General features: G+C 60.3%; 19 protein-coding genes, 3 pseudogenes and 3 riboswitches. Of the genes and pseudogenes, 11 read left to right on the top strand and 11 right to left on the bottom strand.

The window, feature by feature from the left end:
- Positions 1–10: 10 nt before the first annotated feature.
- Both RA21_RS16760 and RA21_RS16755 read right to left on the bottom strand, forming a co-directional pair.
- Positions 11–652 carry an ABC transporter substrate-binding protein gene (locus RA21_RS16760; protein ID WP_241483516.1) on the bottom strand — a complete coding sequence of 214 codons (642 nt, stop codon included), beginning with the start codon at positions 650–652 and terminating at the stop codon, positions 11–13.
- A 3-nt stretch (positions 653–655) separates the two neighbouring features.
- The gene (locus tag RA21_RS16755; RefSeq protein WP_039151026.1) at positions 656–2,539 is read right to left on the bottom strand and encodes a TonB-dependent receptor plug domain-containing protein; all 1,884 of its coding nucleotides are present in this window, start codon (positions 2,537–2,539) and stop codon (positions 656–658) included.
- A 160-nt stretch (positions 2,540–2,699) separates the two neighbouring features.
- A riboswitch (cobalamin riboswitch) is annotated at positions 2,700–2,908 on the bottom strand.
- 278 nt (positions 2,909–3,186) lie between these two features.
- Positions 3,187–3,401, top strand: a riboswitch (cobalamin riboswitch).
- 143 nt (positions 3,402–3,544) lie between these two features.
- On the opposite strand from RA21_RS16755, the gene RA21_RS16750 reads away from it, so the two are divergent.
- Genes RA21_RS16750 through RA21_RS16730 form a run of 5 tightly spaced genes read left to right on the top strand, consistent with a single transcriptional unit; the run spans position 3,545 to position 6,961 of the window.
- Complete coding sequence (locus RA21_RS16750; protein WP_019294587.1) at positions 3,545–4,330, top strand: DUF4198 domain-containing protein; 786 nt, start codon at positions 3,545–3,547, stop codon at positions 4,328–4,330.
- A gap of 10 nt (positions 4,331–4,340) precedes the next feature.
- Positions 4,341–4,958, top strand: coding sequence for a cobalt transporter CbiM (gene cbiM, locus RA21_RS16745; RefSeq protein ID WP_039151022.1), 618 nt, complete (start codon positions 4,341–4,343; stop codon positions 4,956–4,958).
- Positions 4,955–5,539 carry a cobalt ABC transporter permease gene (locus tag RA21_RS16740; protein WP_019294585.1) on the top strand — a complete coding sequence of 195 codons (585 nt, stop codon included), beginning with the start codon at positions 4,955–4,957 and terminating at the stop codon, positions 5,537–5,539. The genes cbiM and RA21_RS16740 overlap by 4 nt, the downstream gene beginning before the upstream one ends.
- Positions 5,536–6,324: a cobalt ECF transporter T component CbiQ gene (gene cbiQ / locus RA21_RS16735; RefSeq protein WP_039151019.1), complete on the top strand. Its 789-nt coding sequence runs from the start codon at positions 5,536–5,538 to the stop codon at positions 6,322–6,324. The genes RA21_RS16740 and cbiQ overlap by 4 nt, the downstream gene beginning before the upstream one ends.
- A complete protein-coding gene (locus RA21_RS16730) occupies positions 6,311–6,961 on the top strand; it encodes an energy-coupling factor ABC transporter ATP-binding protein (protein ID WP_019294583.1) in 651 nt (216 codons plus the stop codon). Before cbiQ ends, RA21_RS16730 begins: the two co-directional genes overlap by 14 nt.
- A gap of 535 nt (positions 6,962–7,496) precedes the next feature.
- Here the strand turns inward: RA21_RS16730 and RA21_RS16725 are convergent.
- The 9 genes and pseudogenes from RA21_RS16725 to istA all read right to left on the bottom strand — a co-directional run bounded on the left by RA21_RS16725 (position 7,497) and on the right by istA (position 17,135).
- Positions 7,497–8,399 (bottom strand): DMT family transporter, encoded by a 903-nt coding sequence (locus RA21_RS16725; RefSeq protein WP_019294582.1) that lies wholly within the window; start codon positions 8,397–8,399, stop codon positions 7,497–7,499.
- A 19-nt stretch (positions 8,400–8,418) separates the two neighbouring features.
- Positions 8,419–9,264 carry an ABC transporter permease gene (locus RA21_RS16720; protein ID WP_039151016.1) on the bottom strand — a complete coding sequence of 282 codons (846 nt, stop codon included), beginning with the start codon at positions 9,262–9,264 and terminating at the stop codon, positions 8,419–8,421.
- Positions 9,261–10,208 (bottom strand): ABC transporter permease, encoded by a 948-nt coding sequence (locus RA21_RS16715; RefSeq protein ID WP_019294580.1) that lies wholly within the window; start codon positions 10,206–10,208, stop codon positions 9,261–9,263. The genes RA21_RS16720 and RA21_RS16715 overlap by 4 nt, the downstream gene beginning before the upstream one ends.
- On the bottom strand, positions 10,205–10,993 hold the full coding sequence (locus tag RA21_RS16710) for an ATP-binding cassette domain-containing protein (RefSeq protein ID WP_272946432.1): 789 nt from the start codon (positions 10,991–10,993) through the stop codon (positions 10,205–10,207). Before RA21_RS16710 ends, RA21_RS16715 begins: the two co-directional genes overlap by 4 nt.
- Positions 10,980–11,741, bottom strand: coding sequence for an ATP-binding cassette domain-containing protein (locus tag RA21_RS16705; protein ID WP_019294578.1), 762 nt, complete (start codon positions 11,739–11,741; stop codon positions 10,980–10,982). The genes RA21_RS16710 and RA21_RS16705 overlap by 14 nt, the downstream gene beginning before the upstream one ends.
- Before the next feature lie 13 nt (positions 11,742–11,754).
- On the bottom strand, positions 11,755–13,314 hold the full coding sequence (locus tag RA21_RS16700) for an ABC transporter substrate-binding protein (RefSeq protein ID WP_019294577.1): 1,560 nt from the start codon (positions 13,312–13,314) through the stop codon (positions 11,755–11,757).
- A 265-nt stretch (positions 13,315–13,579) separates the two neighbouring features.
- Positions 13,580–13,790, bottom strand: a riboswitch (cobalamin riboswitch).
- Between the two features lie 319 nt (positions 13,791–14,109).
- The gene (locus tag RA21_RS22695; RefSeq protein ID WP_152610579.1) at positions 14,110–14,511 is read right to left on the bottom strand and encodes a hypothetical protein; all 402 of its coding nucleotides are present in this window, start codon (positions 14,509–14,511) and stop codon (positions 14,110–14,112) included.
- Between the two features lie 117 nt (positions 14,512–14,628).
- Positions 14,629–15,425: pseudogene (gene istB, locus RA21_RS16695) on the bottom strand (IS21-like element helper ATPase IstB).
- Positions 15,388–17,135, bottom strand: a pseudogene (istA, locus tag RA21_RS16690) (IS21 family transposase). The pseudogenes istB and istA overlap by 38 nt, the downstream one beginning before the upstream one ends.
- A gap of 124 nt (positions 17,136–17,259) precedes the next feature.
- Here istA and RA21_RS16685 point away from each other — a divergent pair.
- The 6 genes and pseudogenes from RA21_RS16685 to RA21_RS16660 form a co-directional block, all read left to right on the top strand.
- Positions 17,260–17,679: pseudogene (locus tag RA21_RS16685) on the top strand (IS21 family transposase); the annotation flags it as partial.
- A gap of 522 nt (positions 17,680–18,201) precedes the next feature.
- Positions 18,202–19,476: a flavin-containing monooxygenase gene (locus RA21_RS16680; RefSeq protein WP_039151011.1), complete on the top strand. Its 1,275-nt coding sequence runs from the start codon at positions 18,202–18,204 to the stop codon at positions 19,474–19,476.
- 130 nt (positions 19,477–19,606) lie between these two features.
- Complete coding sequence (locus RA21_RS16675) at positions 19,607–20,023, top strand: RidA family protein (protein WP_019294911.1); 417 nt, start codon at positions 19,607–19,609, stop codon at positions 20,021–20,023.
- A gap of 122 nt (positions 20,024–20,145) precedes the next feature.
- Positions 20,146–20,820, top strand: coding sequence for a DUF1028 domain-containing protein (locus tag RA21_RS16670; RefSeq protein ID WP_019294912.1), 675 nt, complete (start codon positions 20,146–20,148; stop codon positions 20,818–20,820).
- A 14-nt stretch (positions 20,821–20,834) separates the two neighbouring features.
- Complete coding sequence (locus RA21_RS16665; protein WP_039151008.1) at positions 20,835–22,331, top strand: aldehyde dehydrogenase; 1,497 nt, start codon at positions 20,835–20,837, stop codon at positions 22,329–22,331.
- Positions 22,332–22,364: 33 nt separating this feature from the next.
- A complete protein-coding gene (locus RA21_RS16660; protein WP_039151005.1) occupies positions 22,365–23,306 on the top strand; it encodes a LysR family transcriptional regulator in 942 nt (313 codons plus the stop codon).
- Positions 23,307–23,371: the final 65 nt, after the last annotated feature.

The raw sequence follows: 23,371 nt of genomic DNA, 5'->3' as shown, positions 1-23,371 counted from the left end.
GGCGCTGACGTCAGACAAGCAGATCCGGCGCGGCCAACGCCAGCAGTTCCAGCGGCATATGACCGGAGTGCGCATAGCCCAGTTCATCCGCGATATTGCGCAGCCCCGCCGCGCGCAGGATCCGGCCCGCGAGGGTCATACTGCCGGAAGTGAACCCGTTGGCGGCATAAAGCGCGGCGCGTGCCGCCTCCGGTCCGGCTTGCTCAAGCGTTGCCAGTCGCTTGTCGAAGTCTGCCAGCAGTGCGTGGGCCGCTTCTTCGCGGCCCAGAACCTGACCCATCTGCAAGATACGTGCGCGCACATCCTGCAGCGAGCTGGCGGGCTCGAACACCACCACCGGCACGCCAAGACGGCGCAGCATATCCGTGGTGGCAGGTGTCGAATAGGCGCCGGCAATCACCAGGTCGGGCTGCAGCAGATAGATCTCTTCGGCCAGCCCGTGGTTGGCGGGATAGGCCATGGCCGCGTCCGCCATGGCCGAGGCGCGTGTGTCCTGCGCGATGTAGGAGACCGAGGCCAGCTGGCCGGGCGCCGCAAGCAGCATCGCCAGTTGGTCAGTGCAGAGGTTCATCGACACCACGCGCGATGGCCCGGCAAAAGTACCGGTGGCGGCCCACAAAAGGGCCAGGGCTATGCCGGGGAGCCTGCGCATGGGTCAGAACGAGGCCCGCACGCCGATATAGGCGGCGCGGCCGCGCTTGGCGTAGCCCCAGACGTCGGCGTAGTCCTCGTCGAACAGGTTGGTGACGCGCCCAGTCAGCACCACGTTATCCGTCAGCTCATACTGAGCAGCCACATCAAAGGTTGTGTAATCCGGCAGCTCAGCGGTGGCAAACGAGCCAAAGAACTGGCTGTCCCAATTGCCTGCCACATGCCGGATGTCCGCGGTGACAGAGCCGCGGCCATTGAAAGTATCCAGTGTGGCACTCAGCAGAAGCTCGTGCTCCGGGCGGCGGATCTCGACCGAGCCATCGGGGTTGGTGGCGTCCAGATAGGTGTAGGACAGACGCAGATCGAGGTATTCGCTGGCTTCCAGGCTTGCTGCCAGCTCAACACCCTTGCGATCACTGTCACCGGCTTGGTTGCGGTAGGAGAACGTGGTTGCGTTCACCATGTAGCTCTCGATCTCGCCTGTCAGCGTCTCGTCGAAATAGGTCACATCAACCAGGCCGCGCCCTTGAAGGAACGGCACCTCAATTCCGAAATCGAAGCTGCGATTTTCCTCCGGCTGCAAGTTCGGATTGCCGAGATAGGTGGTGGAGCCGAATGTGCTGTTGGCAAACAGCTCAAAGTAAGAGGGGTTCACAACACCGGTTCCAGCCGAGCTGTGCAGGCGCACACCGCTGTCTGCTAAAGTGTAAGAAGCACTGGCGGTCCAGCTGGTGGCGTCTTCGAATACGCTGTTGTTGTCGTGGCGCACCCCGAGCTGCAGGTCCAGGCCGTTGGCAAAGCTGCCGCGGTATTCCAGGGCAATCGAATTGGTTTCGCGCGCAAAGGCCGGGTTGGAACTGCTGGAGTCCTTTTCCCATTCCAGCATCGCGTTAAGAAGGTGGTCTGCTTGATCCGCTAACTGCCCGTCCAGGCCGAAGCTCAGCAGGTACTTTGCTGCTTCCGTTTTGGTCTCGGTCGGGGTGCCGCCATTGAAGGACCGGTCAAAGTCAGTGCGTTCGATTGACAGGCGGTGTTTCAGGCGGCCGCCCAATGTGTCCAGTTCAGCATAGACTTGCGCCAGTTGCTCATCCCGGTCACTGAATTGCGTCGGATCATCCACGACATAGCTAGCCGCATCCGTTGCGGTGAAGGAGGTGCGGTCGCTGTCATAGCGTTCATCCGACGTGCGGAAGTTGAAGCCAAGTTTCAGCCGGTCGGTGACCAGGTAGTCGCCTTTCAATTGCAGTGTATTGCGGCGGATGCCGTCTTCTTCACCGCCATCGCCCGAGGTGTCATAGCCGTCGTCATTGTCATGGGCGAAGCTGAAGGCGATACCGCCGCGCTCGGTCCGCGACGAAACTCGGGCCGAGGCCCGGTAGCCGTCGGACCCCGCTTCCGCGCTGCCGCCGTATTCCGTGCCGATGCCGCCGGACTTGGTGATGATGTTGATCACACCGGCGGAGGCGTTGGAGCCGTAGAACACCGACTGCGGGCCGCGCAGGACTTCGATCCGCTCGATATTGGCAGTGTCCAGGCCGGACAGAATGTACTCGCTGTCACCGCCCGAGGCTTCGACGCCGTCGATCAGGATCAGCGTGTGATTGGCTTCGGCACCGCGGATGCGGACCTGGGTAAAACTGTCGCCGGAGCCGTTCACCATCAGGCCGGGGACCGAACGCAGCGCGTCCCGGACGGTGGTGATACCGCGATCTTCGATTTCTTCGCTGGTCAGGACTGAGACTGAGCGGCCGTATTTTTGGGCCTCGACCGGCGTGAAGCCGCCGGAGACGATGATCTCCCCCAGATCGGTGACTTCTTCATCCTGAGCGGTTGCGATTACAGGGGCGGCGGCCAGGGCGGCGGCCAGGGACAGGCTTGCCTTGCGCATATTCCATTCCTCCCGGCCCACGCAGCAAGCACAGGCCAAGCGGCTGCCCATACCTGGCAGCATGTTCATAATTTTGGTCTTTGGAAGGCAATGCCCCCGCAGACGGTGAAAACTGCCACCACTACGGAAGGTCCGTTATCTTCGGCGCGCCCCGCACCGCGATAGGGTGATCATCCTGGCAGGTCTCCTGACTTGCGGGTCGAGGCTTTGCTGCGCCTTCCCGCCCCTTGGGGCAGTGGCATACCGCAGCATTGCTCTCCGCTCACAGTTGCGGGGGCAGTCACGGATTCGGCGCCTGTTGGCTACACCTCACCGTGTTCCCTTTTAACCGGGTGGTCTCCCAGCCGGACCAGAATGGTCGGGACTTAGGCAAACTGAACTTATTCTGTCAAGCGGGAGAATTCGCAACCTGAGTAGAAATGGCCTTGGGCTGGCATCCATATCGCCGAATTTGCCTTTCCAATTTTTCAAGTGACGATGATTGATTACGCATACAAAAAACTTCGAAAGGCAGCGGTGTTTCCCCGTTCCTCTGATAGGAACATGCCTGCCTATTGATCCCTGCAGCACTGCAGGAGAAAAACCATCGGCACCGGACGGCCAAGTGAACAGAACATGATTCTCTTGACTCAGAAATTCCGGTTTGCCATTCAGCCAAGGTGACCGGTTCCGCGAGTGTTTCAATGCGCAGCGGAAGAAATAGGGAACACGGTGCGGCGTACCCAAAAGGGACCAAATCCGTGACTGCCCCCGCAACTGTGAGCGGTGAGTGACGCTGAATACGCCACTGGGAACATCCCCGGGAAGGCCAGCCGAGCCAGGACCCGCGAGTCAGGAGACCTGCCGGACACGGGGACTGAGGCTCCGCTTGCGGGGTTACTGCCCTTTTCCACCGGACGCCGGGGTGCGCGTCTGGCGCGTGTGCCGTTCAGGCGTTTCCGTGCCGCTACTCCCCGTTGTTCATTCCTGATTGCAGGTGCGCCTGTATCGTCGAATGAGGACGAAATGAAACTGAACTACCTGGCCGCTGCTCTGGCCGTTTCCCTGCCGGTTACCGCTTCGGCGCATTTCCAGCTGAACTACACTGAACAAGCGCTGATCGAAAAGCCCGGCGACGTGCCGATGGGCCTGGTGTTCTGGCACCCGATGGCCAACGGCCATGCGATGGACATGGGCAAGCCGGAAGAGTTTTTCATGATCCACAAAGGTGAAAAGACCGACCTGTCGGACCGCCTGGAACCCGCCACCTTCAAAGGGGCTGAAAACGAAGCTTCGGCTTACAAGGCCTCGGTCCCGGTCAAGCGGTCCGGCGACTATGTCGTGGTGACGGTCCCTTCGCCTTACTACGAGGAAAGTGAAGACATCTATATCCAGCAGATCTCCAAGGTCGTGCTGAACCGCAACACGCTGCCCACAGACTGGGACCAGCCGGCTGGCCTGGCGACCGAGATCCTGCCGCTGAACAAGCCCTATAACGTCATCGTAGGCTCCACCTTTTCCGGTCAGGTTCTGGCGGACGGCAAGCCGGTTCCGGGTGCCGAGATCGAAGTCGAGTTCATGGCGTCGGAGCCGGATCTGGAAAAATTCTCAACCACTGATCCCACCGTGGGTGAGATGCCGGGCGGCGCAATTGTTGCCATCGCCGACCAGAACGGCGTTTTTTCCTTTGGCATTCCGAAAGCAGGCTACTGGGGCTTTGCGGCACTCGGGTCCGGTCCGGCGACCGAGCACGACGGCAAGGAACTCAGCCAGGATGCTGTTCTGTGGATCCACGCAGAAGAGCTGAAGTGAAAGTAGACCGATGCATATCGTAGACGGCGCACTGTCGAACCCGGTTGTGATCGGCGGCGCGGTTGCCGCCGTCGGCGGTATTGCCATGGGTCTGCGCAACCTGCCGCTGGAGCGGATTCCCGCGGCGGGTGTTCTGTCGGCCAGTTTCTTTGTGGCCTCCCTGATCCATGTCCCGATCGGGCCCAGTTCGGTTCACCTGATCCTAAATGGCCTTGCCGGGCTGGTGCTGGGCTGGGCCGCGTTCCCGGCTTTGTTTGTCGGGCTTCTCCTGCAGGCGGTCTTCTTCGGCTTCGGCGGGCTGACCGTGTTGGGCGTGAACGCCGTGAATATTGCCCTGCCCGCTGTTCTGGTCGGCCTGATGTTCCGGCCGCTGGTGGCGCGCGGCTCGCCGCTGCAGGGGGCTATCTGGGGCGGCATTGGCGGCGGTGCAGCAATTGCCTTCACAACCCTCGCAGTCGCAGTATCGCTGATGCTGTCCGGTGATGAGTTCATCCTTGCCGCCAAGCTTGTGTTCTTTTCCCATATCCCAGTGATGCTGATCGAGGCGCTGTTGTCCGGCGCCGCCATTTTCCTGGCCCGGCGGGTGAAGCCCGAACTGTTTGTTGACACGAAAGGAAGCCTGGCATGATCCGCTCCTGCGTGCTGATCCTTGCCCTGCTGGCACCGCTGCCGGCATTGGCGCACAATGTGATTTCCTCGGTGTTTCCATCTGGATCGGACATTGAGGGCGAGGTCGGCTTTTCCAATGGTGATATGGCTGCGGACTTGCTGATCGAGGTCTTTGACGAGGCTGGCGGCAAACTGGGTGAAACCAGGACCGACGCTGACGGCTTCTTCCTGTTCACCCCGTCAGAACCGGTGACGCATATCTTCCGCGGCGACCTTGGTGCCGGCCATGTTGCCGAAGTGATCATGGACGCCGCAGAGGTCGCACAGATCATGGGCCAAAGCCCAAGCATGGCAGCGCTTGCGGCGACTAGCACCGCAGACGTCACTTCGGCCTCCAGGTCTGCCGGTTTGTCCGATCAGGCCCGCGCTGAGCTTGCCACCATGATGCGCAATGAATTGCGCCCGCTTCGGCAGGAGCTTACCGCGTTTAAGAACAAGTCCGATTTTCAGTCTGTTCTTGGCGGCATCGGCTACATCTTTGGTCTTTTTGGTCTGGGCTTTTACATCGCTGCGCGGCGCAGAATCGGTGGCAAAGCATGACCTATGTCCTGACAGGCGCCGAAAGGCCGCTCAGTGGCATCGGTGCCTTCCGCGCCAAGGTCACCGCGCTTGACCCGCGGATGCGCATCGTAATGACCGCGGTCTATGCCGTTGTGGTGGTCTCCATTAGCAACCTTTGGGTGCTGTCAGCTGCGCTTGGCCTGTCGATGTGGCTACTGGCTTTCTCCGGGCTGCCGCCCCGGAAGACGCTGAAGCGGATGGCGATGATGGACAGTTTCATCATCTTCATGCTGGTGCTGCTGCCGTTCACTGTTCCGGGCACCCCAGTCCTTTCTGTTTGGGGGCTGGAGGCGAGCTGGGAAGGCCTGCGGCGCGCGGCCGAGATTGCCCTGACCGCAAACGCCGTCATCCTGGCGGTCATGACGCTGGTCGGGTCCATGGAGCCCGTGACGATGGGACATGCTCTCTTTGCCCTCAAGACGCCGGAGCGGCTGGTGCATCTGATGATGTTCACTATCCGCTACATCGATGTCCTGCGCGAGGAATACCAGCGCCTGAGCACCTCGATGAAGCTGCGCGGCTTCCGCCCCGGCACCAACTGGCACACCTACCGCAGCTACGGCTATCTGGTGGGGATGATGCTGGTGCGCGCCATTGAACGGTCGGAACGCATTCTGGCGGCGATGAAATGCCGGGGCTTCTCCGGCCGTATCATCCTCCTGGAAGACTTCCGCCTGCGCAGGGCGGACCTGTTGTTTGCCGCGGCACTTACCGCCGCCCTTGCCGCCCTGATCTGGGCAGAGGCCTTTTATGCCGCTTCTTGATCTGAATGATATTCATTTTGCCTACCCTGGGCTTGATCCGGTGCTGGAAGGCGCCTCGATGAAGCTCAATGCGGGAGAACGGCTGTCGATTGTCGGACCAAATGGAGCAGGGAAATCCACGCTCCTAAAAATCATCATGGGATTGATTGCACCCGATAGCGGTTCTGTCACAGCATTCGGAAAACCTTGCAACAGCGAACCGGACTTTCACGAAGTGCGCCGCCGTGTGGGGTTCGTTTTCCAGGACGCCGATGACCAGCTGTTCTGCCCGACTGTGGCCGAAGATGTCGCCTTCGGCCCGCTGAACCTAGGCAAGTCCAAGCAGGAAGCCCTGGCGGTGGTTGATGCAATACTGTCACGCCTGCGGCTGATGCACCTGCGTGACCGGGTCACCCACAAGCTGTCGGGCGGTGAGAAACGGCTGGTGACGCTGGCCACGGTTCTGGCAATGGAACCGGAAGTGCTCATACTCGATGAGCCGACCAACGCGCTGGATCCAGAAAATTATGCACGGCTGGCTGAGATTCTGAAAGAGCTTGACCAGGCGGTTCTGCTGGTCAGCCATGATCCTGAGTTCCGTGAACAGATTGCTCCAACAGGGTATCACCTGATGGAGCGGACACTTACAAGGGTATAGCGGTTTTTTGGCTGAACAGGGCTTTAGCACACACGCTTCCTGCTAAAAAACCGCCGCTCCTGGTTAGCCATGCTGCGAATGCGGCCAATATCCGCAAAGTCCGGTCCCTGATCCGTCTCTGATCAACCTATGCTGCAACGCCGATCAATGGCCGCGTTGAACGCCGCGGGGCAGCGCGCAATTTTCTGCATCTGCGATATCCAGTGTGCAGCAAGCGCGCGCAGCGAGAAATGCCAATGAGCAAGTTGGGCTCACAGTCAAATTTCGCCGTCTGCCACACGAACATCTGCTGCCGATACGGGAACGTCTGGTCACCGTTCCAGGTCGCACGATTTCAAGGACTTGGCCGTAACTCTGGGTGGCCGCTTCTGTTGCCTCAGAGCCATCGGATTCGCCGCGTGAGCAGTCAGCAAAAGAGAGCCCCTTTGCGGTCAAAAGTTGGCTCGCCGCCTGCGCCATTTTCATACTTCGTGATCAGCAAAAAGCCGTCGTTTATGGTATTTCCAATGAAAGACTATGTTGTGAGGCAACTAGCCTACATTTGTTTGCTTGGCTCCCGTCCAGGTGATCTTCCTTTTGCACGGTCTTTGAATGTAATCGCCCACATCGCGGCCAGGATCATCAGCGTCGAAAGGTAGAAAGCACCGTCTGGGACAAGCCGGAACAGCATGAAATCCGCTAAAACGGCAAAAATCAGCGACAGATACTCGAATGGTGCGAGTTTTGAGATTTCGCTGTGCTGCAGAGCAAGGGTCATCATGATATGGGCAATGCCACCTGCAATTCCTGCACCGCAGAGGTAGACCAGCTGCAGAAAGTCAGGCTGGACCCAGCCCCAAAACACAGAAACTCCCCCAGCCACTGCACAGGTCAGTGCAAAGTAGAAGGCTATGGCTCCGGCGTTTTCCGTTTGAGCAAGGCTGCGGATCTGAATTTTGGCACCGGCCGTGAAGATCGCCATGGCGAAGGCCAGGCCTGCTCCGATCAAATAGGGTTGATCCGGTGTCGCAGCAGTCAAGCCAGGCAGCACTAGAACGAGCATTCCCAGGAACCCCAGGACAACGGCAAACCAGCGCATCCCGTTCACTTGTTCACCCAATAAGAATCGCGCCAGAACCACTGCCAGGACCGGGGCCAGATAGCCTATGATCGACGCATGGGCGAGCGGCAGGTATTTTAGCGAAGCAAATGAGGCGAACAGCGCAGTGCAGCCCAGTAGGCAGCGGGCAATATGGGACAGGGGTCGTTTAGTCCGCAAACCGCTAGGAAAGTCCCGTGTCCACATCAGGAACAGAACCAGTGGTATCAGGGCGACGGCGCTTCGAAAAAACACCACCTGGCCTAACGGGACCTCGTCGGCAAGCAGCTTCACAAACACGACCATGACTGTGAAAAACAAGGTTGCGCCGATGCGCAGTGCGATACCTGTGGCTTCCATTGTTTTGCCTCTTGGTGGGTTATCTGGTCTGTGCCAGTACGTCTCGGAGACTGTCTCCAGCCAGATTGATTGCCAGCACGGAAACCAGCACGGCCAGACCCGGAAAAATCATAATGTGAGGAGCGGTCTGCATATAGGGTTTGCCATCCAGCAGCATGGCCCCCCATTCGGCGGTGGGCGGCTGCACTCCGAACCCCAGAAAGCTGAGCCCAGACACTGCAAGGATCGTGCGTGACCAGCTGCTGGTCCAAAGAACCAGCAGTGATGGCAGCACATTCGGCAGAATGTGGCGCCACAGGATCAGCCAGTCAGCCAGGCCGTTCAGGCGGGCCTGAATAACAAAATCCCGTTCTCCGATGGTCAACCCCAGACTGCGGGCAAGCCGCGCGAATTTCATCCAACTGACCAGAGACAGGGCAACCACTAGGTTGACAGTGCTGGGGCCGAACAGCCCGGCAAAGGCAACCGCTGCGATAAGCTCCGGAAAGGCAAAGAAACTGTCTGTCACTCGCATCAGCAGGGCGTCGGGGAAGGAACCGGAACGGGCAGCCAGCAGCCCGACGAGCGTCCCTGCGATCAGCCCCGCCAATGACACCACAAGCGCCAGCCCCAGAGACCAGAACGCACCATAAAGCAGCCGGGTGCCAATATCGCGGCCCAGATGGTCTGTGCCGAACCAGTGTGCAGGTTCAGGCGGCGCCAGTCGGTTGAGAAAATCCGCCTGTGCCGGCTGGTAGGGTGTCAACCACAATCCGATGCACAGCCCCAGTGCCAGCACCGCCAGTACCAGACCTGTTCTGCGCTTGAACCGGGACAGCGGGCTGTCCGGCAGCTTGGCGCCTTTTTGTAGGAGAACCTCACTCATACCCTCTGCTCCTGCGTGCGGGTCGCCGGGTCACTGGCGGCCTGCAGTGCCTCAGCCAGTGAATTGATCACGACATAAGCAACGGCAAAGAACATCACCAGAAACATCACCATAGGCAGGTCGCGCGACAGCACGGAGCCAGCCAGCAAAGACCCCAGCCCAGACCGGGCAAAGGTCAGCTCGACGATGATCGCGCCTTCCAGCAGGCTAGCAAAGTCGATCGCAATCATGGTCACAGCGGGCACCATCGCGTGGCGCAGCACGTGCCGAAAGAAGATCTCGCTCTCGGAAATGCCGCGCAGGCGCAGGGTTTCGACAAATGGCTGATTGGCCGCCTCCAGCATGAAGCTGCGAAGCAGACGGGTCTGCGAGGCCATCACCCAGAACGCCAGCGTCAGCGCTGGCAGCACCAGATGCGCGGGCGTGCCGGTGCCATATGACGGGAACCACCCCAGATGCACGGCAAAGCCCAGGATCAGCAGCAAGCCCAGCCAGTAGCTCGGCATGGCTGCGCCAACTGAGGAGAGCATCACGGCAGCCCGGTCCAGCCATGTCCCCGGGTGGCGCACCGCAAGACTGGCCAACAGAAACGCAACAGCCAGCCCCAGCCCCAGAGACGTTAGCGACAGGGTCACTGTTTCACCAAGATTGCCAATGAAAATGTCCCAGACCGACGTTTGCGAGGCATACGACAGGCCAAAATCACCGCGCAGCACATTGCCAAACCAATAGAGGTACTGGAGCCAGAACGGCTCCTCTAAGTGGAACTCGGCGCGAATGGCCTGGAGCAGTTCTGGTGGGAAGGCAATTTCTTCGGGGTAGCGCGCATGGGCAATAGCCTCAGCTCGGTCGCCGGGGGAGAAATAGCTGAGCGTGAAGGTAATCAGGCTGATCCCCAACAGAACAAAGGCAAGGCCCGGCAGGCGCGACAGAAAATACTTCATGCGGCCTCACTGGCGTGGCTCAATGTGCCGAGGCTGCGGGCGGCCTCGATCAGGTTTTCCGCATAGGGGCTGGCCGGTGCGGCAATGAACTCATCGCATGGCTGATAGGCTTCGACCTGCCCCATGCGCAGAACCAGAACCTTATCAGCATAGGCCGCGGCGAACCCCAGATCATGGGTGACCACAAGATATGCGGTCTGCGTCTTGCGCCGCAGCACTTCCATTTGGCGGGCGATCTTCTTTTGCACCAGAGCATCCAGCGCGCTCAGCGGCTCATCAAAAAAGATGAGCTTGGGCCGGGCGATCAAGGCCCGCGCCAGACAGGCCCGCTGTGCCTGACCCAGAGAGACCTGACCAGGGAACCTGCTGTAAAACTCCGATCCCAGCTGGACATCTTCCAGTGCGGCAAGAACGGCACTCTTGCGCTCCTGGACGGTCAGGTTTTGGCGGTAAAGGCTTTCCTGTATAGAGGCGCCAAGTGTCAGCCGCGGGTTCAGAGCAGCCAATGGATCCTGCATTACCCAGCGGGTCTGCGGCAGGCCAGGGTGCGTTGGCACAGCCCCGGTGATATCCGTGCCAGAGGGCGTGAACACTAGCCTGCGGCAAGTTGCGGGCAGAAACCCCTGCACGGCTTTCAGCAAGGTAGACTTACCTGCGCCGCTTTCTCCGATGACACATAGCATTCCACCCTGCTGGATGTCACAGGAAACATCTTGCAACAGCACTTTGTCTCCGGCCCTGACTGTCAGGCCTTCGAGTTGAAAGACCGGGTCATTCGGCGGCATGGCTGATCTCTGGCTTGGCTTTGTCCCAGCAGCGGTGCGCCACTAGCTCGCGGGAATAGGTATGCTGCGGGTTGGACAAAAGGATGTCAGAAACTCCGCTCTCAACAATCCGGCCGCGCTGCATAATTGCAATCCGTCCTGCAAATCGTGCGGCCAGCGCCAGGTCGTGGGTCACCATCATCACCGCGATCTCATGTTCCGCGGCGATGCGCCGGGTTTCCTGCAGCACCTGCGATGCAATCAGCGGATCCAACGCTGAGGTCGGCTCGTCCAGGATCAAAAGTTTCGGAGCATCCATCAGGGCCATCGCCAGCAACAGACGCTGCTGCATACCTCGACTCCACTGATGCGGGTAGCTACCGCCCGGATCCGGCAGGCCAAGGGCCGATAGAATGTCCCGCTGATGTGAGGTGTGTTTTACCCTTTTGCGGCGGGCCAGTTGGTCCCATTGCCAGCGCAGGCGGCGCAGCGGATCAAAGCCATGGGCCGGGCTTTGCGGCACATATGCAATGCCATCCAGAGTGGTTTTTGCGGGCGAGGCAAAAGCACGCTGCGCGCCGTTGAACAGAATGTGCCCGCTGGTCGGACGCGCAGGGCGGGTCAGGCCCATCACGGCCCGCAAAAGAGTAGATTTGCCCGCACCGGAGCCGCCCACAACCGCCAGCCATTCTGTCGGCGCCATCTCAAGACTGACATCATGCAGAATACCCTGCCCGCCAATTTCGGCGGACAGGGCCTCGATTTTCATCAAAGGTGCCTGTTTACTCGGCAATCGCCAGCTCCGGGCTCGCCAGATAGGTTTCTGCCGGGTGGATGCGGTAGCCCTCAACCTTGCCATTGCCGACCGAAACCTGTGTCTTGTGGAACAGCGGGATCACCGGAAGGTCACGGTTGATAATGGCTTGAACCTCGGCATAGACCGGTTTGCGCTCTTCGCTTGAAAACAGGCTACGGCCCTTTTTAAGCAGTGCGTCCAGCTCAGGGTTGGAGTAGCCGGAAACATTATAGCTGCCATCCGTCGCCACCAATGTGCTGGGGAAGTAATCCGGATCGCCTTGCGGGGCGGTGCCCCAGGCCTGTAGGTGCAGGTCGATTTCGCCAGCTTTAAGTGCCTCGTTGTTTGCGCCGAATTCACCCATTGCGATTTCCGCGCCCAGACCGATCTGCTGCAGCATGATCTGCGAGATTTCCAGTGTCGGCCGCAGCGCAGCCCGGCCTTCGTAGCTACGGATCTTCAGCACGATGTCTTCGCCGTTCAGCTCCCGGATGCCATTGCCGTCACTGTCGGTAATTCCCGCCTCATCCAGCATGGCCAGCGCTTTGGCCGGGTCATAGGACAGGCTGATATCGCCGTTTACCCAGGATTTCATGCTGGCTGGGAAGATGCCATTGGCCGACTGCCCACCGACACCTGCCAGGGTCGCCGCAACGATGGTGTCACGGTCCAGGCCCAGCGAAACGGCATTCAGAAGCGTCTGGTTGGACAGTGGACCGTCATTCACCCGTGGCTGCAAGAAGAACAGTCGCGCGGTTGCCTCCGAGAACAGCTGGCCTTTGCCTTCTTCAAGCAGCTTGGCGAAATCCGGTTCCGGGTAGTTGGTGACCAGATCAACATCGCCCGCCTGCAGTGCCAGTGCCGCAACCGAAGGGTCGCTGATCGCGTCGATCACCAGACGGTCAAGTTTCGGCGCGCCGCCCCAGTAATCGGCAAACCCAGTGGTCACATAAGTTTTGTCCGTTTCCGCATTTTCAAAGACAAACGGACCAGTGCCCACCAGCGGCATTGCATCGGTGCCGTCTTTCATGACAGCCGCCGACGGTTCGGTCAGCGACCACAGGAAAGCTGAGTTCGGTGCACTGGTGCGGAAGACCAGCGTTTTATCGTCAACCAGCTCGATGGATTCGATGTTCAGAAGCTTGACCAGGCGCGGGTTATTCCCGGGGTGGCCCTCTTCGCTCAGCTTTTCAAACGACTCTTTGACAGCCTGGGCGGTGACCGCAGAGCCATCATGGAATTTTACACCCTCGCGCAGGGTGATTTTCCATTCCCGTTCAGACAGGTTTTCAAAACCGGTGGCAAGGCGCGGCTGAAGGGTCATGTCATAGCCGATACCAATCAGCGTTTCCGACACGCCTGCCCGGTTGCTGAGCCAGCCATTCTGGCGGGCACGGGGATCAGGAATGCTGCTTTTGGGGCCAAACGGCGCGGCAATCACCATTTCCAATTTGGTTTCTGCGGCTGCAGGGCTCAAAAGCGCCGCAGCGGCGAGGCAGGTTGCGGCGAGGGTTTTGGTCCAGAAAGCGCGTGAATAATTCGGCATGTCCTTGGTCCTTAGGTTTCTGACAAGGGAATTTTGGGGTGAGGTGTACAAGTTATGTGATAATATAACAAGCGCTGATTCAGTGGACAGCTGCGTCAGCTCAGGTGTTAGGCAGGCAGCTGCGGAACCTGCATGGACAAGATGATGTCAGGGACGGCAACCGCACCTGCGGCTACGTCCAAGCAAGCCCAAACAGTGGGAGCAAGTTTCCGAGATACGCAGGATGCGTGCCATGAGGCCTCCTTCCAGGACGCCCCGTCCCGGTGTGGTTGAAATCGCGATGGCAGGTCTCCTGACTTGCGGGTCTTGGCTGCGCCATCCTTCCCAGCCATACGGCCAGTGGGTGCTTGGCGTCGCTATCCGCTTACAGTTGCGGGGGCAGTCACGGATTTAGCGCCTGTTGGCTACACCTCACCGTGTTCCCTTTTCATCCTCTCAGCATTTTGCCTTGAGGAACCATCGAAAGCAGGTAGGCGAACGCTGACAGAATTGTCAATTGCCCCGAACCAATAGGTAAGGGCTCGAGGTGGGCCAAAAGCTGCAAGTTTCAAGAGGGTCAGTTTCAATGGAAATGACCTTTGCAGCTAATGGTTCAGCCAAATTGCCTCAGTAGCCTGTATTGTAATGAACCGGCCTGTCAGGCAGTGCCTCTATTAAGTTGGCTTCCCTGCGCGAAGCCGACACTCGGGGCACCCCTAGCTGCAATTGGGGCGGAAGTCAGCTCCGTCCGGCGACCTGTGGATTCGGGTGACAGATCTCTCTGCAGCATGCTTGAACGGCTGTTTTTTACGCCGCTCAGCGGCGCCCAAAATGATGCAGTTGCGACGATTTTGTTGCGGCGAGCACGCGCAGCGAAGAAATCCAAGGTACAAGTTGGGCTCGAACCTGCCGTCCACTGCATGAAGCTGCGACGTCAGCTGCCTGCGTAAAGAGGGCACAGGATGGCGCCTTGGCTGCGTTTGCAGCGAAAACCGGCCTGTCTTGGGTCAGAAATGCTTGACAATTGGGGTGGAAATGCCTGGCAGGTGCAGGCAATTTTTCCTTAAAAACAGTCAGCATCGGGTCAGCTTTGCCTGACGTTTGACACAAATTGTCGGGCGACACATAGTTTTGCCATTTGCGACAGAACCTTTCCTTTTTCGTGTCTCCAACATCCCCGCTCGCGCCTCCTGTTCCGCCAGTGGTTTCAATCGGCATGGAACTTTGACCCCCTATAGGCATCCAAAATTGACCCCCTGTTTGACGTGCGGTTAGCTGGCCCGATGCGGTGTAGCCTCCACCAAGCGAAGCCGTATCGTGCCAGCGTCGGCTCGACTATTCTCGGGTTTTGAAGCGCCAGCTCTCGTTGCCCGTTTCGACGATGTCGCAATGGTGGGTAAGGCGGTCGAGCAGCGCGGTAGTCATCTTGGCGTCGCCGAAGACCGAGGGCCATTCGCCGAAGTCGAGGTTGGTCTTCACGATGATCGATGTGCGCTCGTAGAGGCGGCTGATGAGATGGAACAATAGCTGACCACCGGTTTGTGCGAAGGGGAGATAGCCAAGCTCGTCGAGGATCAGGAAGTCGAGACGGCACAGCAGATCTGCCGTGCGCCCCTGTCGGTCGGCGCGGGCTTCCGCATCGAGTTTGTTCACCAGGTCCACAACGTTGAAGAAGCGCCCCCGTCTGCCGCGGCGGATGCACGCCCGAGCGATGCTGACGGCAAGGTGGGATTTACCGGTCCCTGTGCCGCCGATCAGCACGACATTGCGTTGCTGCGCCAGAAACTCTCCGGTCGCCAGATCACGGACCAGCGCCTCGTTGACCGGCGTGCCTTCGAAGCTGAACTCATCGACCTCTTTCGCCAGGGGCAGCTTGGCAATCGTCATCTGGTATTTGATCGAGCGCGCCTGCTTCTCACTGATCTCGGCGTTCAGCAGATCGCCCCCTCTCGGCAGTATGCTGCGCATGCGCCTGCCGGGCAATGGATGATCTGTTGCGGTTCGTGCTGACGCTTCACCGCCGTGGCGATGGTCTCATCGTAGGCGGCCTTCATGCCGTAGAGCTTCAGCTGGCTCGTCGTGCCGGAGGCACGCCTACGGCGTGACGCGTCCAGCACCTGTGATCTTTCCACGGATGTGTCTCCTTAGGCGGTCATAGCGTTTGCAGTCGGCCACGGGCTCGCAGGTCAGTCGCGTCGTGCCAGAGGCACGCATCCAGCGTGACGCGTCCGGCGTATCGATGGTCAGCGGCGGCTCACGATGCCGGGCCAGAATGTTGGTGACGACCGAGGCCGCGGGGGCCCCTTCGTTCAGCGCTTCGGCACAGGCAGCATCCACTGCATCCAGCCCATCGGTGGGGATCATGCTCAGGATCTGGACCATCCACTGCCCGGCAGGGCATTGCGCAGCAATGTCCCGAGAGGGGGCCGGTCGCCATTGGGCACCTTGCCCAGTTTGCGCTGAATGCGCCTGATCGCTGATGGCAGCTCCCTGTCCTTGAAGGGAGCCCCATTCCTGAGGGCGTCCCGCTGCCCGGCAGCGCATGCGTGCATGCGCGAGAGGGGGCTTGCGGGCCAGCACCGGGATGTAGTGCAGCGGATCGTAGATGGCCTTGTCGCGCCCGAAGGCTCGTTCATGCCGCCCTACGATCTTGCCGTCCTGCCAGAACTCGACCCGCTCGGCATAGGCGCGGATCTCGACTGGCCGGCCGACGGCGCGGCCATCCACCGAGTAGCGGTTCTTGTCGAACCGGACGAGACAGGTCTTCGAGACTGATGCCGGAACAGCGTGGAAACCATCAAAGGGGCCGACGTATGGCACCAGACTCGCCCGCTCGTCCTCGAAGACCTCCCAGATCGTGCGGTCTCGAAGCTCTTGGTGCGGATGAGATTTGGCCCAGGCGGCGCAGCGATCCTCGAGCCAGGCGTTTAGTTCGGCGTAACTCTTAAACTTGGGCCTGGGCACGAAGAAGCGACGCCGGACAACGCCTGCCTGGTTCTCGACCTGTCCCTTCTCCCAGCCCGATGCTGGTGTGCAGGCAACGGGATCGACAAGATAATGCCCGCACATCTGCTGGAAGCGCCGATTGCAGGCCCGGTCGCGGCCAACGAAGATCGTGTCTGCCGCCGTCTTCGCGTCCATTGTCCTCGGACCAGTGGCGGACAATTTCCGCTGTCGTAGATCCCGCGCGTGCAGGCCCCGCCGAAGAAGGCGAAGGCCTTGTCATGGGCATCGAACATCGAGCCATTGGGAGCGCCATTGGTCCAAGCGGCAATGGCGAGGCTCCTGCGTCTCGCGCGGATAGGCCCGGACAAACAGCATGCGGCTGTGGCAGAGCCGGACATGCGCCACCTTCACAGTGGTGGTCGCACCGTCGATCACAACAATCTCGTGGCTCCAGTCAAATTGGTAGGCCTCGCCCGGATCGAAAATCAGCGGGACATAGGCGGCCGCGGTGGCCTCTTGTTCTTCCTTGGACCACGTGGCCGCGTAACGCCGGACAGCGTCATAGCCGCCGTCATATCCAAGGGCTCTCAGTTCTTCGAAGATCCGGATGCGGGTTAACCGCTCGCGCTTTGGCTTCCTCGCATTCGCCGCCAACATCTCTTTGAGCTTGTCTTTCCATGGCCCGATCTTTGGCAGAGGCTTAACGCGGCGTTCGTAGGTTGCTTCCGTCACACCAGACCGGATCACCTTCCGCACCGTATTCCGCGATACCCGCAGTTCCCGGCAGATTTGCTTGATCGGCTTGTTCGGCATTGGCCTCGGACCAATGGCGGCTCAATGCCTCAATCCTGAAAATACGCCCGCCGGATCTTTGCTATCGTCTCCACGACCAACATCCCACTCTGTGCTCCCCGATAACCTCGAGGGCATGATTCACATCAGTGTAAGGGGGTCATCTTTGGACGCCGATTTCCCCGCTACGGGGTCAAAATTGCATGCCTGTTCACACGTTCGGGTGCTGTTGTGCCCCGGTTTCAAGTCCCGCAGCGTCCGAGCAAGCTGGATCCATTCGCGGACAAGCTGTCTGCTTGGCTTGCCGCGCAATCGCGCAAGCCCCGCAAGCAGCGGCGCACGGTTAAGCAGCTGCATGTGGACCTGGCGGCTCTCGGCTTTACCGGCTCGTACGGGCGGGTGGCGGCCTTCATGCGGGCATGGCGCGCGGTACGCCAGCGCGTTCAGCAGTCGTCAGGCCGCGGCACGTTTGTTCCGCTGGCGTTTCAGCCGGGCGAAGCCTCCCAATTCGACTGGAGCGAAGACTGGGCGATTCTCGGTGGAGAGCGCACCAAGCTCCAGATTGCCCATATCAAGCTGTCGCACAGCCGGGCCTTCCTGGTCCGAGCCTACCTTCTGCAATCCCATGAGATGCTGTTCGACGCGCACTAGTATGCGCTCCGGGTCTCCGGCGGCGTGCCCCAGCGCGGGATTAATGACAGTGGGAATTGCCCGCCACTGGTTCAAGGGCAATGACCGCGCGCACAGCGGTTGAACGGGTCGGCAAAGGCGTTGAGCTGACTAAAAAGTCTAGTTCAGCCTGGACCATCTGAACGAAACATTGGTGCTTTAGTTTGAGGGCAGCTGTCGAGTGCCCCACAGTGTATCCAATCCTCAAGGGCTTTTCATGCCCAGACAGTTTGGGAATGTCCCGAATGACTAGCAGTGCAAACAATACTGTATGTTGCCACAGGTTTGCACAGGCGAAACCGCGTCGATCAGGGTTTTTCTTCAGGGCTTTGCCGCGAAAGCCCCGTGAGTTGTCTATTTTGATTTCAGCTGCTGGTTAGCTGCAACCGAAGCAGGGGTAAGTCACACAATTCTTTTTCCGAACTTGTTGTTGTGAGCATTCTGATGGGGAAGACCGGTAGGGTAGCAGCCCGCGCCGGAGTGTCAGAAGAGGGTTTGGAAATGGCTGTAGAAAAGGTAGACACTCTAGTTGTTGGTGCCGGGCAGGCCGGTGTGGCCATGAGCGAGCATCTGACCAGCCACGGCGTACCGCATCTGGTGCTGGAAAAAAACCGGATTGCAGAGGCCTGGCGGACCGGGCGCTGGGACTCGCTGGTTGCCAACGGCCCCGCTTGGCATGACCGTTTCCCGAACCTGGAGTACGAAGGAACTGACCCTGAGGCCTTTCCGGCCAAAGAGAGGGTTGCGGACTACATGGTTGAATATGCGGAACGGTTCAATGCGCCGATCCGCACCGGAGTTGAAGTGACCAGGGCCGGGCGTATTGACGGCACCGGCGGTTTCCGGGTCGAAACCTCGGATGGTGTGATCGAGACAAAGCGGATTGTGGCGGCAACCGGCGCATTCCAGCATCCTGTGATCCCGCCTGTGGTGCCCGAGGGCGCAGGGGTGAACCAGCTTCACTCTTTCCACTACCGCAATCCGGATCAGCTGCCCGAAGGTGCAGTGCTGGTGGTCGGGGCGGGGTCATCCGGTGCGCAGATCGCCGATGAGCTGAACCGGGCAGGCCGCAAGGTTTATCTTTCGGTGGGGCCGCATGACCGCCCGCCGCGGATGTACCGGGGCCGCGACTTTGTCTGGTGGCTGGGGGTGCTGGGCCTGTGGGATCAGGCTGCGCTGGAGCCGGGCAAGGAGCATGTGACGATTTCCGTCAGCGGCGCCTATGGCGGTCAGACCATGGATTTCCGCCGCCTGGCAGGCGAGGGGGTGACGCTGCTGGGCCTGACCGAGTCCTATGACAATGGAACCATGAAGTTTGCCGGCGATCTTCCGGAAAACATTGCCAATGGTGATGCCGACTATTTGAAGATGTTGGACTTGGCAGATGCTTATGTCGAACGCACTGGTGTTGATCTGCCAGAGGAGCCGGAGGCGCGCAGGGCCTTCCTCGACCCGGACAGCCTGACCAACCCGGTACGCGAGCTGGATCTTGCGGCAGAAGGCATCACTACCATCCTTTGGGCCACCGGCTTCCGCCAGGATTTCACCTGGATGAAAGTGGATGCCTTCGACGAACGCGGCCGCCCGCTGCATCAGCGCGGAGTTTCGGCAGAGCCGGGGGTCTACTTCTTGGGCTTACCCTGGCAGTCTCGGCGCGGCTCGACCTTTATCTGGGGGGTCTGGCATGATGCCAAGCATGTGGCTGACCAGATCGCTATCCAGCGCCACTACGAGGGCTATCGTGGCCCCGGCGAACACCGCGCCGACGCGCTCTGAGCGCGGCGCTTAGCAGCAGCCTAAGCAAGGGGTAGCCAGACGGTAGTTTTGCTGCCCCGACGTGTGTGCGACAGTCACCAGAAAAACAACGCTGGCCGCACACTTTATCCCGCCATGCCAGGAGGACATCATGGCCCATACCCGTATCCGCAAGTTCAACACATCGGACACTTATCCGGAACAGAACCTGGACAATGATCTGTGCCAGGCGGTGGTGACACACGGCGGCAAAACCGTTTACCTGCGCGGCCAGTGCCCGCAGAACCTGGACGATGCGAAGAACATTGAAAGCCACGACCCGGTGGAGCAGACCCACAAGGTGATGCAGAACATCCAGCAGTTGATTGAAGAGTGCGGTGGCACAATGGAGCATCTGGTGAAGGTCGTCGTCTACATCACCGATGTGCGCCACCGCGAGGCGGTTTACCGCACCATGGGCGAATACATTAAAGGGGTGCATCCGGTGTCGACCGGCCTGGTTGTGCAGGCGCTGGCGCGGCCCGAGTGGCTGGTGGAGATCGACGGCACCGCGGTTATTCCGGACTGATCCGGAAGCGGGAAGGGGGCTGTCTGCCCCTCTTGAGCCTGCGGCTCAAATCACCCCCGAGGATATTTCCGGCCAGATGGAGGAATAGATCCGTTTCCAGTGGCTGGTGAGGAGGAAAGACGATGACATTTTCGCTTGTGGCGCGCTGCGCGGAAACGGGCATGTTCGGAGTGGCGATTTCGTCCTCCTCTCCGGCGGTGGCAGCACGCTGTTCATTTGCGCGGGCGGGTGTTGGCGCTGCCGCAAGCCAGAATGTAACCGATCCAAGCCTCGGTCCGCTGGCACTGGACCTGATGGAGCAGGGCATGAGCGCCGCTGAAGCGGTTGCGGAAGTTCAGCGGCGCGGCAGGTTCATTGAATACCGGCAAGTGCTGGCCGTAGACAAAAGCGGCGACACGGCCATTCACTCCGGGCCGAACTCCCTGGGCATCTGGACGCAAGCAGAAGGCCAGGATGTGGCCTCGGGTGGCAACCTGCTGGCCAACGATGGCGTATGCCAGGCCATCGTGGACGGGTTCGCGGCTTCAACCGGCCATCTTGGCGACCGGCTGATTGCCGCGATGCGGGCCGGGCTGGCAGCTGGCGGCGAGGCCGGGCCGGTGCATTCTGCGGGCATGAAACTGGTCGACAAGGTGAGCTGGCCGGTGGCCGACCTGCGCTGTGATTGGACCGGGGATTGCCCGATCGAAAACATTGCTGCGGCCTGGGATATCTACAAGCCGCAGCTGGATGCCTATGTCCAGCGCGCGCTCGACCCGCGCGAGGCGCCGTCTTACGGCGTGCCGGGCGACGAATAAACAGGAGTGGGACTATGCTGGACTATACATTTGACGACTGGAAATCCCGTGCAGCGGCTCTCTCATTCCGCAGCCAGGCTTTCATTGATGGCAAATTTACCGACGCTGTGTCGGGTAAGACTTTTGCAAGTGTGAACCCGGCGACGGGCGAAGTGCTGGCGCAAGTAGCCGAATGTGATGCAGAGGATGTGGACCGTGCGGTGGCTGTCGGCCGCCGCGCGTTTGAGGACGGACGCTGGTCGCGGATGGCGCCGGGTGACCGCAAGGCGGTGATGCTGAAGCTGGCGGATCTGATCCGGGAAAATCTGGAGGAGATGGCGCTGCTGGACAGCCTGGACATGGGCAAGCTGGTGACCGATGCGGCCACCATCGACGCGCCCGGGTCGGCGCATTTTTTTCAGTGGTATGCCGAGGCCATCGACAAGGTCTATGACGAGGTGGCGCCGACCGGGCCGGGTGATCTGGCATTGGTGTCGCGCGTGCCGTTAGGTATTGTGGGCGCGGTAACACCCTGGAACTTCCCGCTGGACATGGCGACCTGGAAAGCGGCGGCGGCGCTGGCGGCCGGGAACTCCGTGGTACTGAAACCGGCGGAGCAGTCGCCGCTGTCTGCACTGCGGCTGGCCGAGCTGGCGGCAGAGGCCGGGGTGCCGGACGGGGTATTCAACGTGGTGCCGGGCTATGGTGCCACTGCGGGTAAGGCGCTGGGGCTGCATATGGATGTGGACTGCCTCGCCTTCACTGGCTCCACCGCCATTGGCAAGATGTTCATGCAGTATTCCGGGCAGTCGAACCTGAAACAGGTTTGGCCTGAAACCGGCGGCAAAAGCCCAAATCTGGTATTCGCCGACTGCGAGGACCTGGATGCAGCTGCCGACATGGCTGCCTTTGGCATCTTCTTCAACCAGGGTGAGGTCTGTTCGGCCAACTCGCGGCTTTATGTCGAGCGTTCGGTCAAGGATGCCTTTGTCGAGAAGCTGATTGCCCGCGCCGAGGCGGCCCAGCCGGGGGATCCGCTGGATCCGGCCTCGAAAATGGGCGCCATCGTGGATGAGAAGCAGACCGAGGGCATCATGCGTTTCGTTGAGGCGGGCAAATCCTCGGCCAATCTGGTGGCGGGCGGTGAGCGCGTGACCGTCGGTGGCAAGGGCTGTTTTGTGCAGCCGACGATCTTTGACGACGTGAGCCACGACAACCCGCTGGCGCGGGATGAAATTTTTGGCCCGGTGCTGTCGGTCATTCCGTTTGATAGCGAGGAGGAGGCCGTCGCCATGGCCAATGACTCGATCTATGGTTTGGCGGCTTCGGTCTGGACGGCCAACCTCAGCCGCGCCTGCCGGGTGTCGGACAAGCTGCAGGTGGGCACGGTCTCGGTTAACACGGTGGACGCGTTGTCGGCGCAGACGCCCTTTGGCGGTATGAAGCAGTCAGGCTTCGGACGCGATCTGTCGCTGCATAGCCTGGAAAAATATACCGCGCTGAAAACCACTTGGATCAAATACCGGGCTTGATCGGCCCGGTCCTGCTCCGGCATAGTCGCTGACATGCCTTTGCGTTTCACACTGCGCCAGCTGGAGTATTTCGTCGCCGTGGGCGAGGCCGGGTCTATTGCCCTGGCCTCGGAGAAGGTGAATGTCTCCTCGCCGTCGATCTCGGCGGCGGTGTCGCAGCTGGAAAATGAGTTCGGCCTGCAGCTGTTTGTGCGTAAGCACGCACAAGGGCTGTCGCTGACCCAGGCCGGGCATCAGTTCATGGATCAGGCGCGCGCGGTTCTGTATGAGGCCGGGGCGCTCAGCCGACTGGCGGACAATATCTCGGGTTTCGTGCAGGGGCCTTTGTCGGTGGGGTGCCTGCTGACCTTTGCCCAGCTCATCGTGCCGGGCCTGCGCCGCCAGTTCGAGGCGCTTTATGCGGCGGTGACCATCAGCCAGACGGAGCGCGATCAGGCCGGGCTAATCAACCTGATCCGGCAGGCGCGGATCGACGTTGCGCTGACCTATGACCTGAACATCCCGGCGGACCTGACATTCAACGCGCTTGCGGAGCTTCCGCCCTATGCGCTGCTGAGCGAAGATCACCCGCTGGCGGACCGCGACAGCGTCACGGTGGAAGATCTGGCCGCGCATCCGATGGTGCTGCTGGATCTGCCGCTGAGCGCTGAGTATTTCCTGTCGTTCTTCGAGGATGCCGGAGTTACGCCGCAGATTGCCGAGCGCACCCGCGACATGGCGGTGATGCGCGGGCTGGTGGCAAACGGCTTTGGCTATTCCATTGCCAATATCCGTCCAGTGACAGACATGGCGCCGGACGGGCGCAAGCTGAGCTTCGTGCCAATTGCAGGCAAGCTGCGTCCTATGCGGATGGGGCTGCTGACGGCTGAGGGCGCCGAGAACGTTCTGACCGTCAAGACCTTCATCAGCTACTGCCAGGAACGGATTACTGACGGCACTGTGCCGGGCATCCGCATCGGGGACGGCGGCGCTTAGGCGGCGGCTAATCAATGCTTCCGTAAGCGCAACTTTCGCCTTTGGTGCGGTCCTGTACCTTTGAG

The organism is Leisingera sp. ANG-DT (assembly GCF_000813785.1).
Lineage (GTDB): Bacteria > Pseudomonadota > Alphaproteobacteria > Rhodobacterales > Rhodobacteraceae > Leisingera.
The sequence above is the reverse complement of the archived record's forward strand: the minus strand, read 5'-3'. Positions and strand labels throughout refer to the sequence as shown.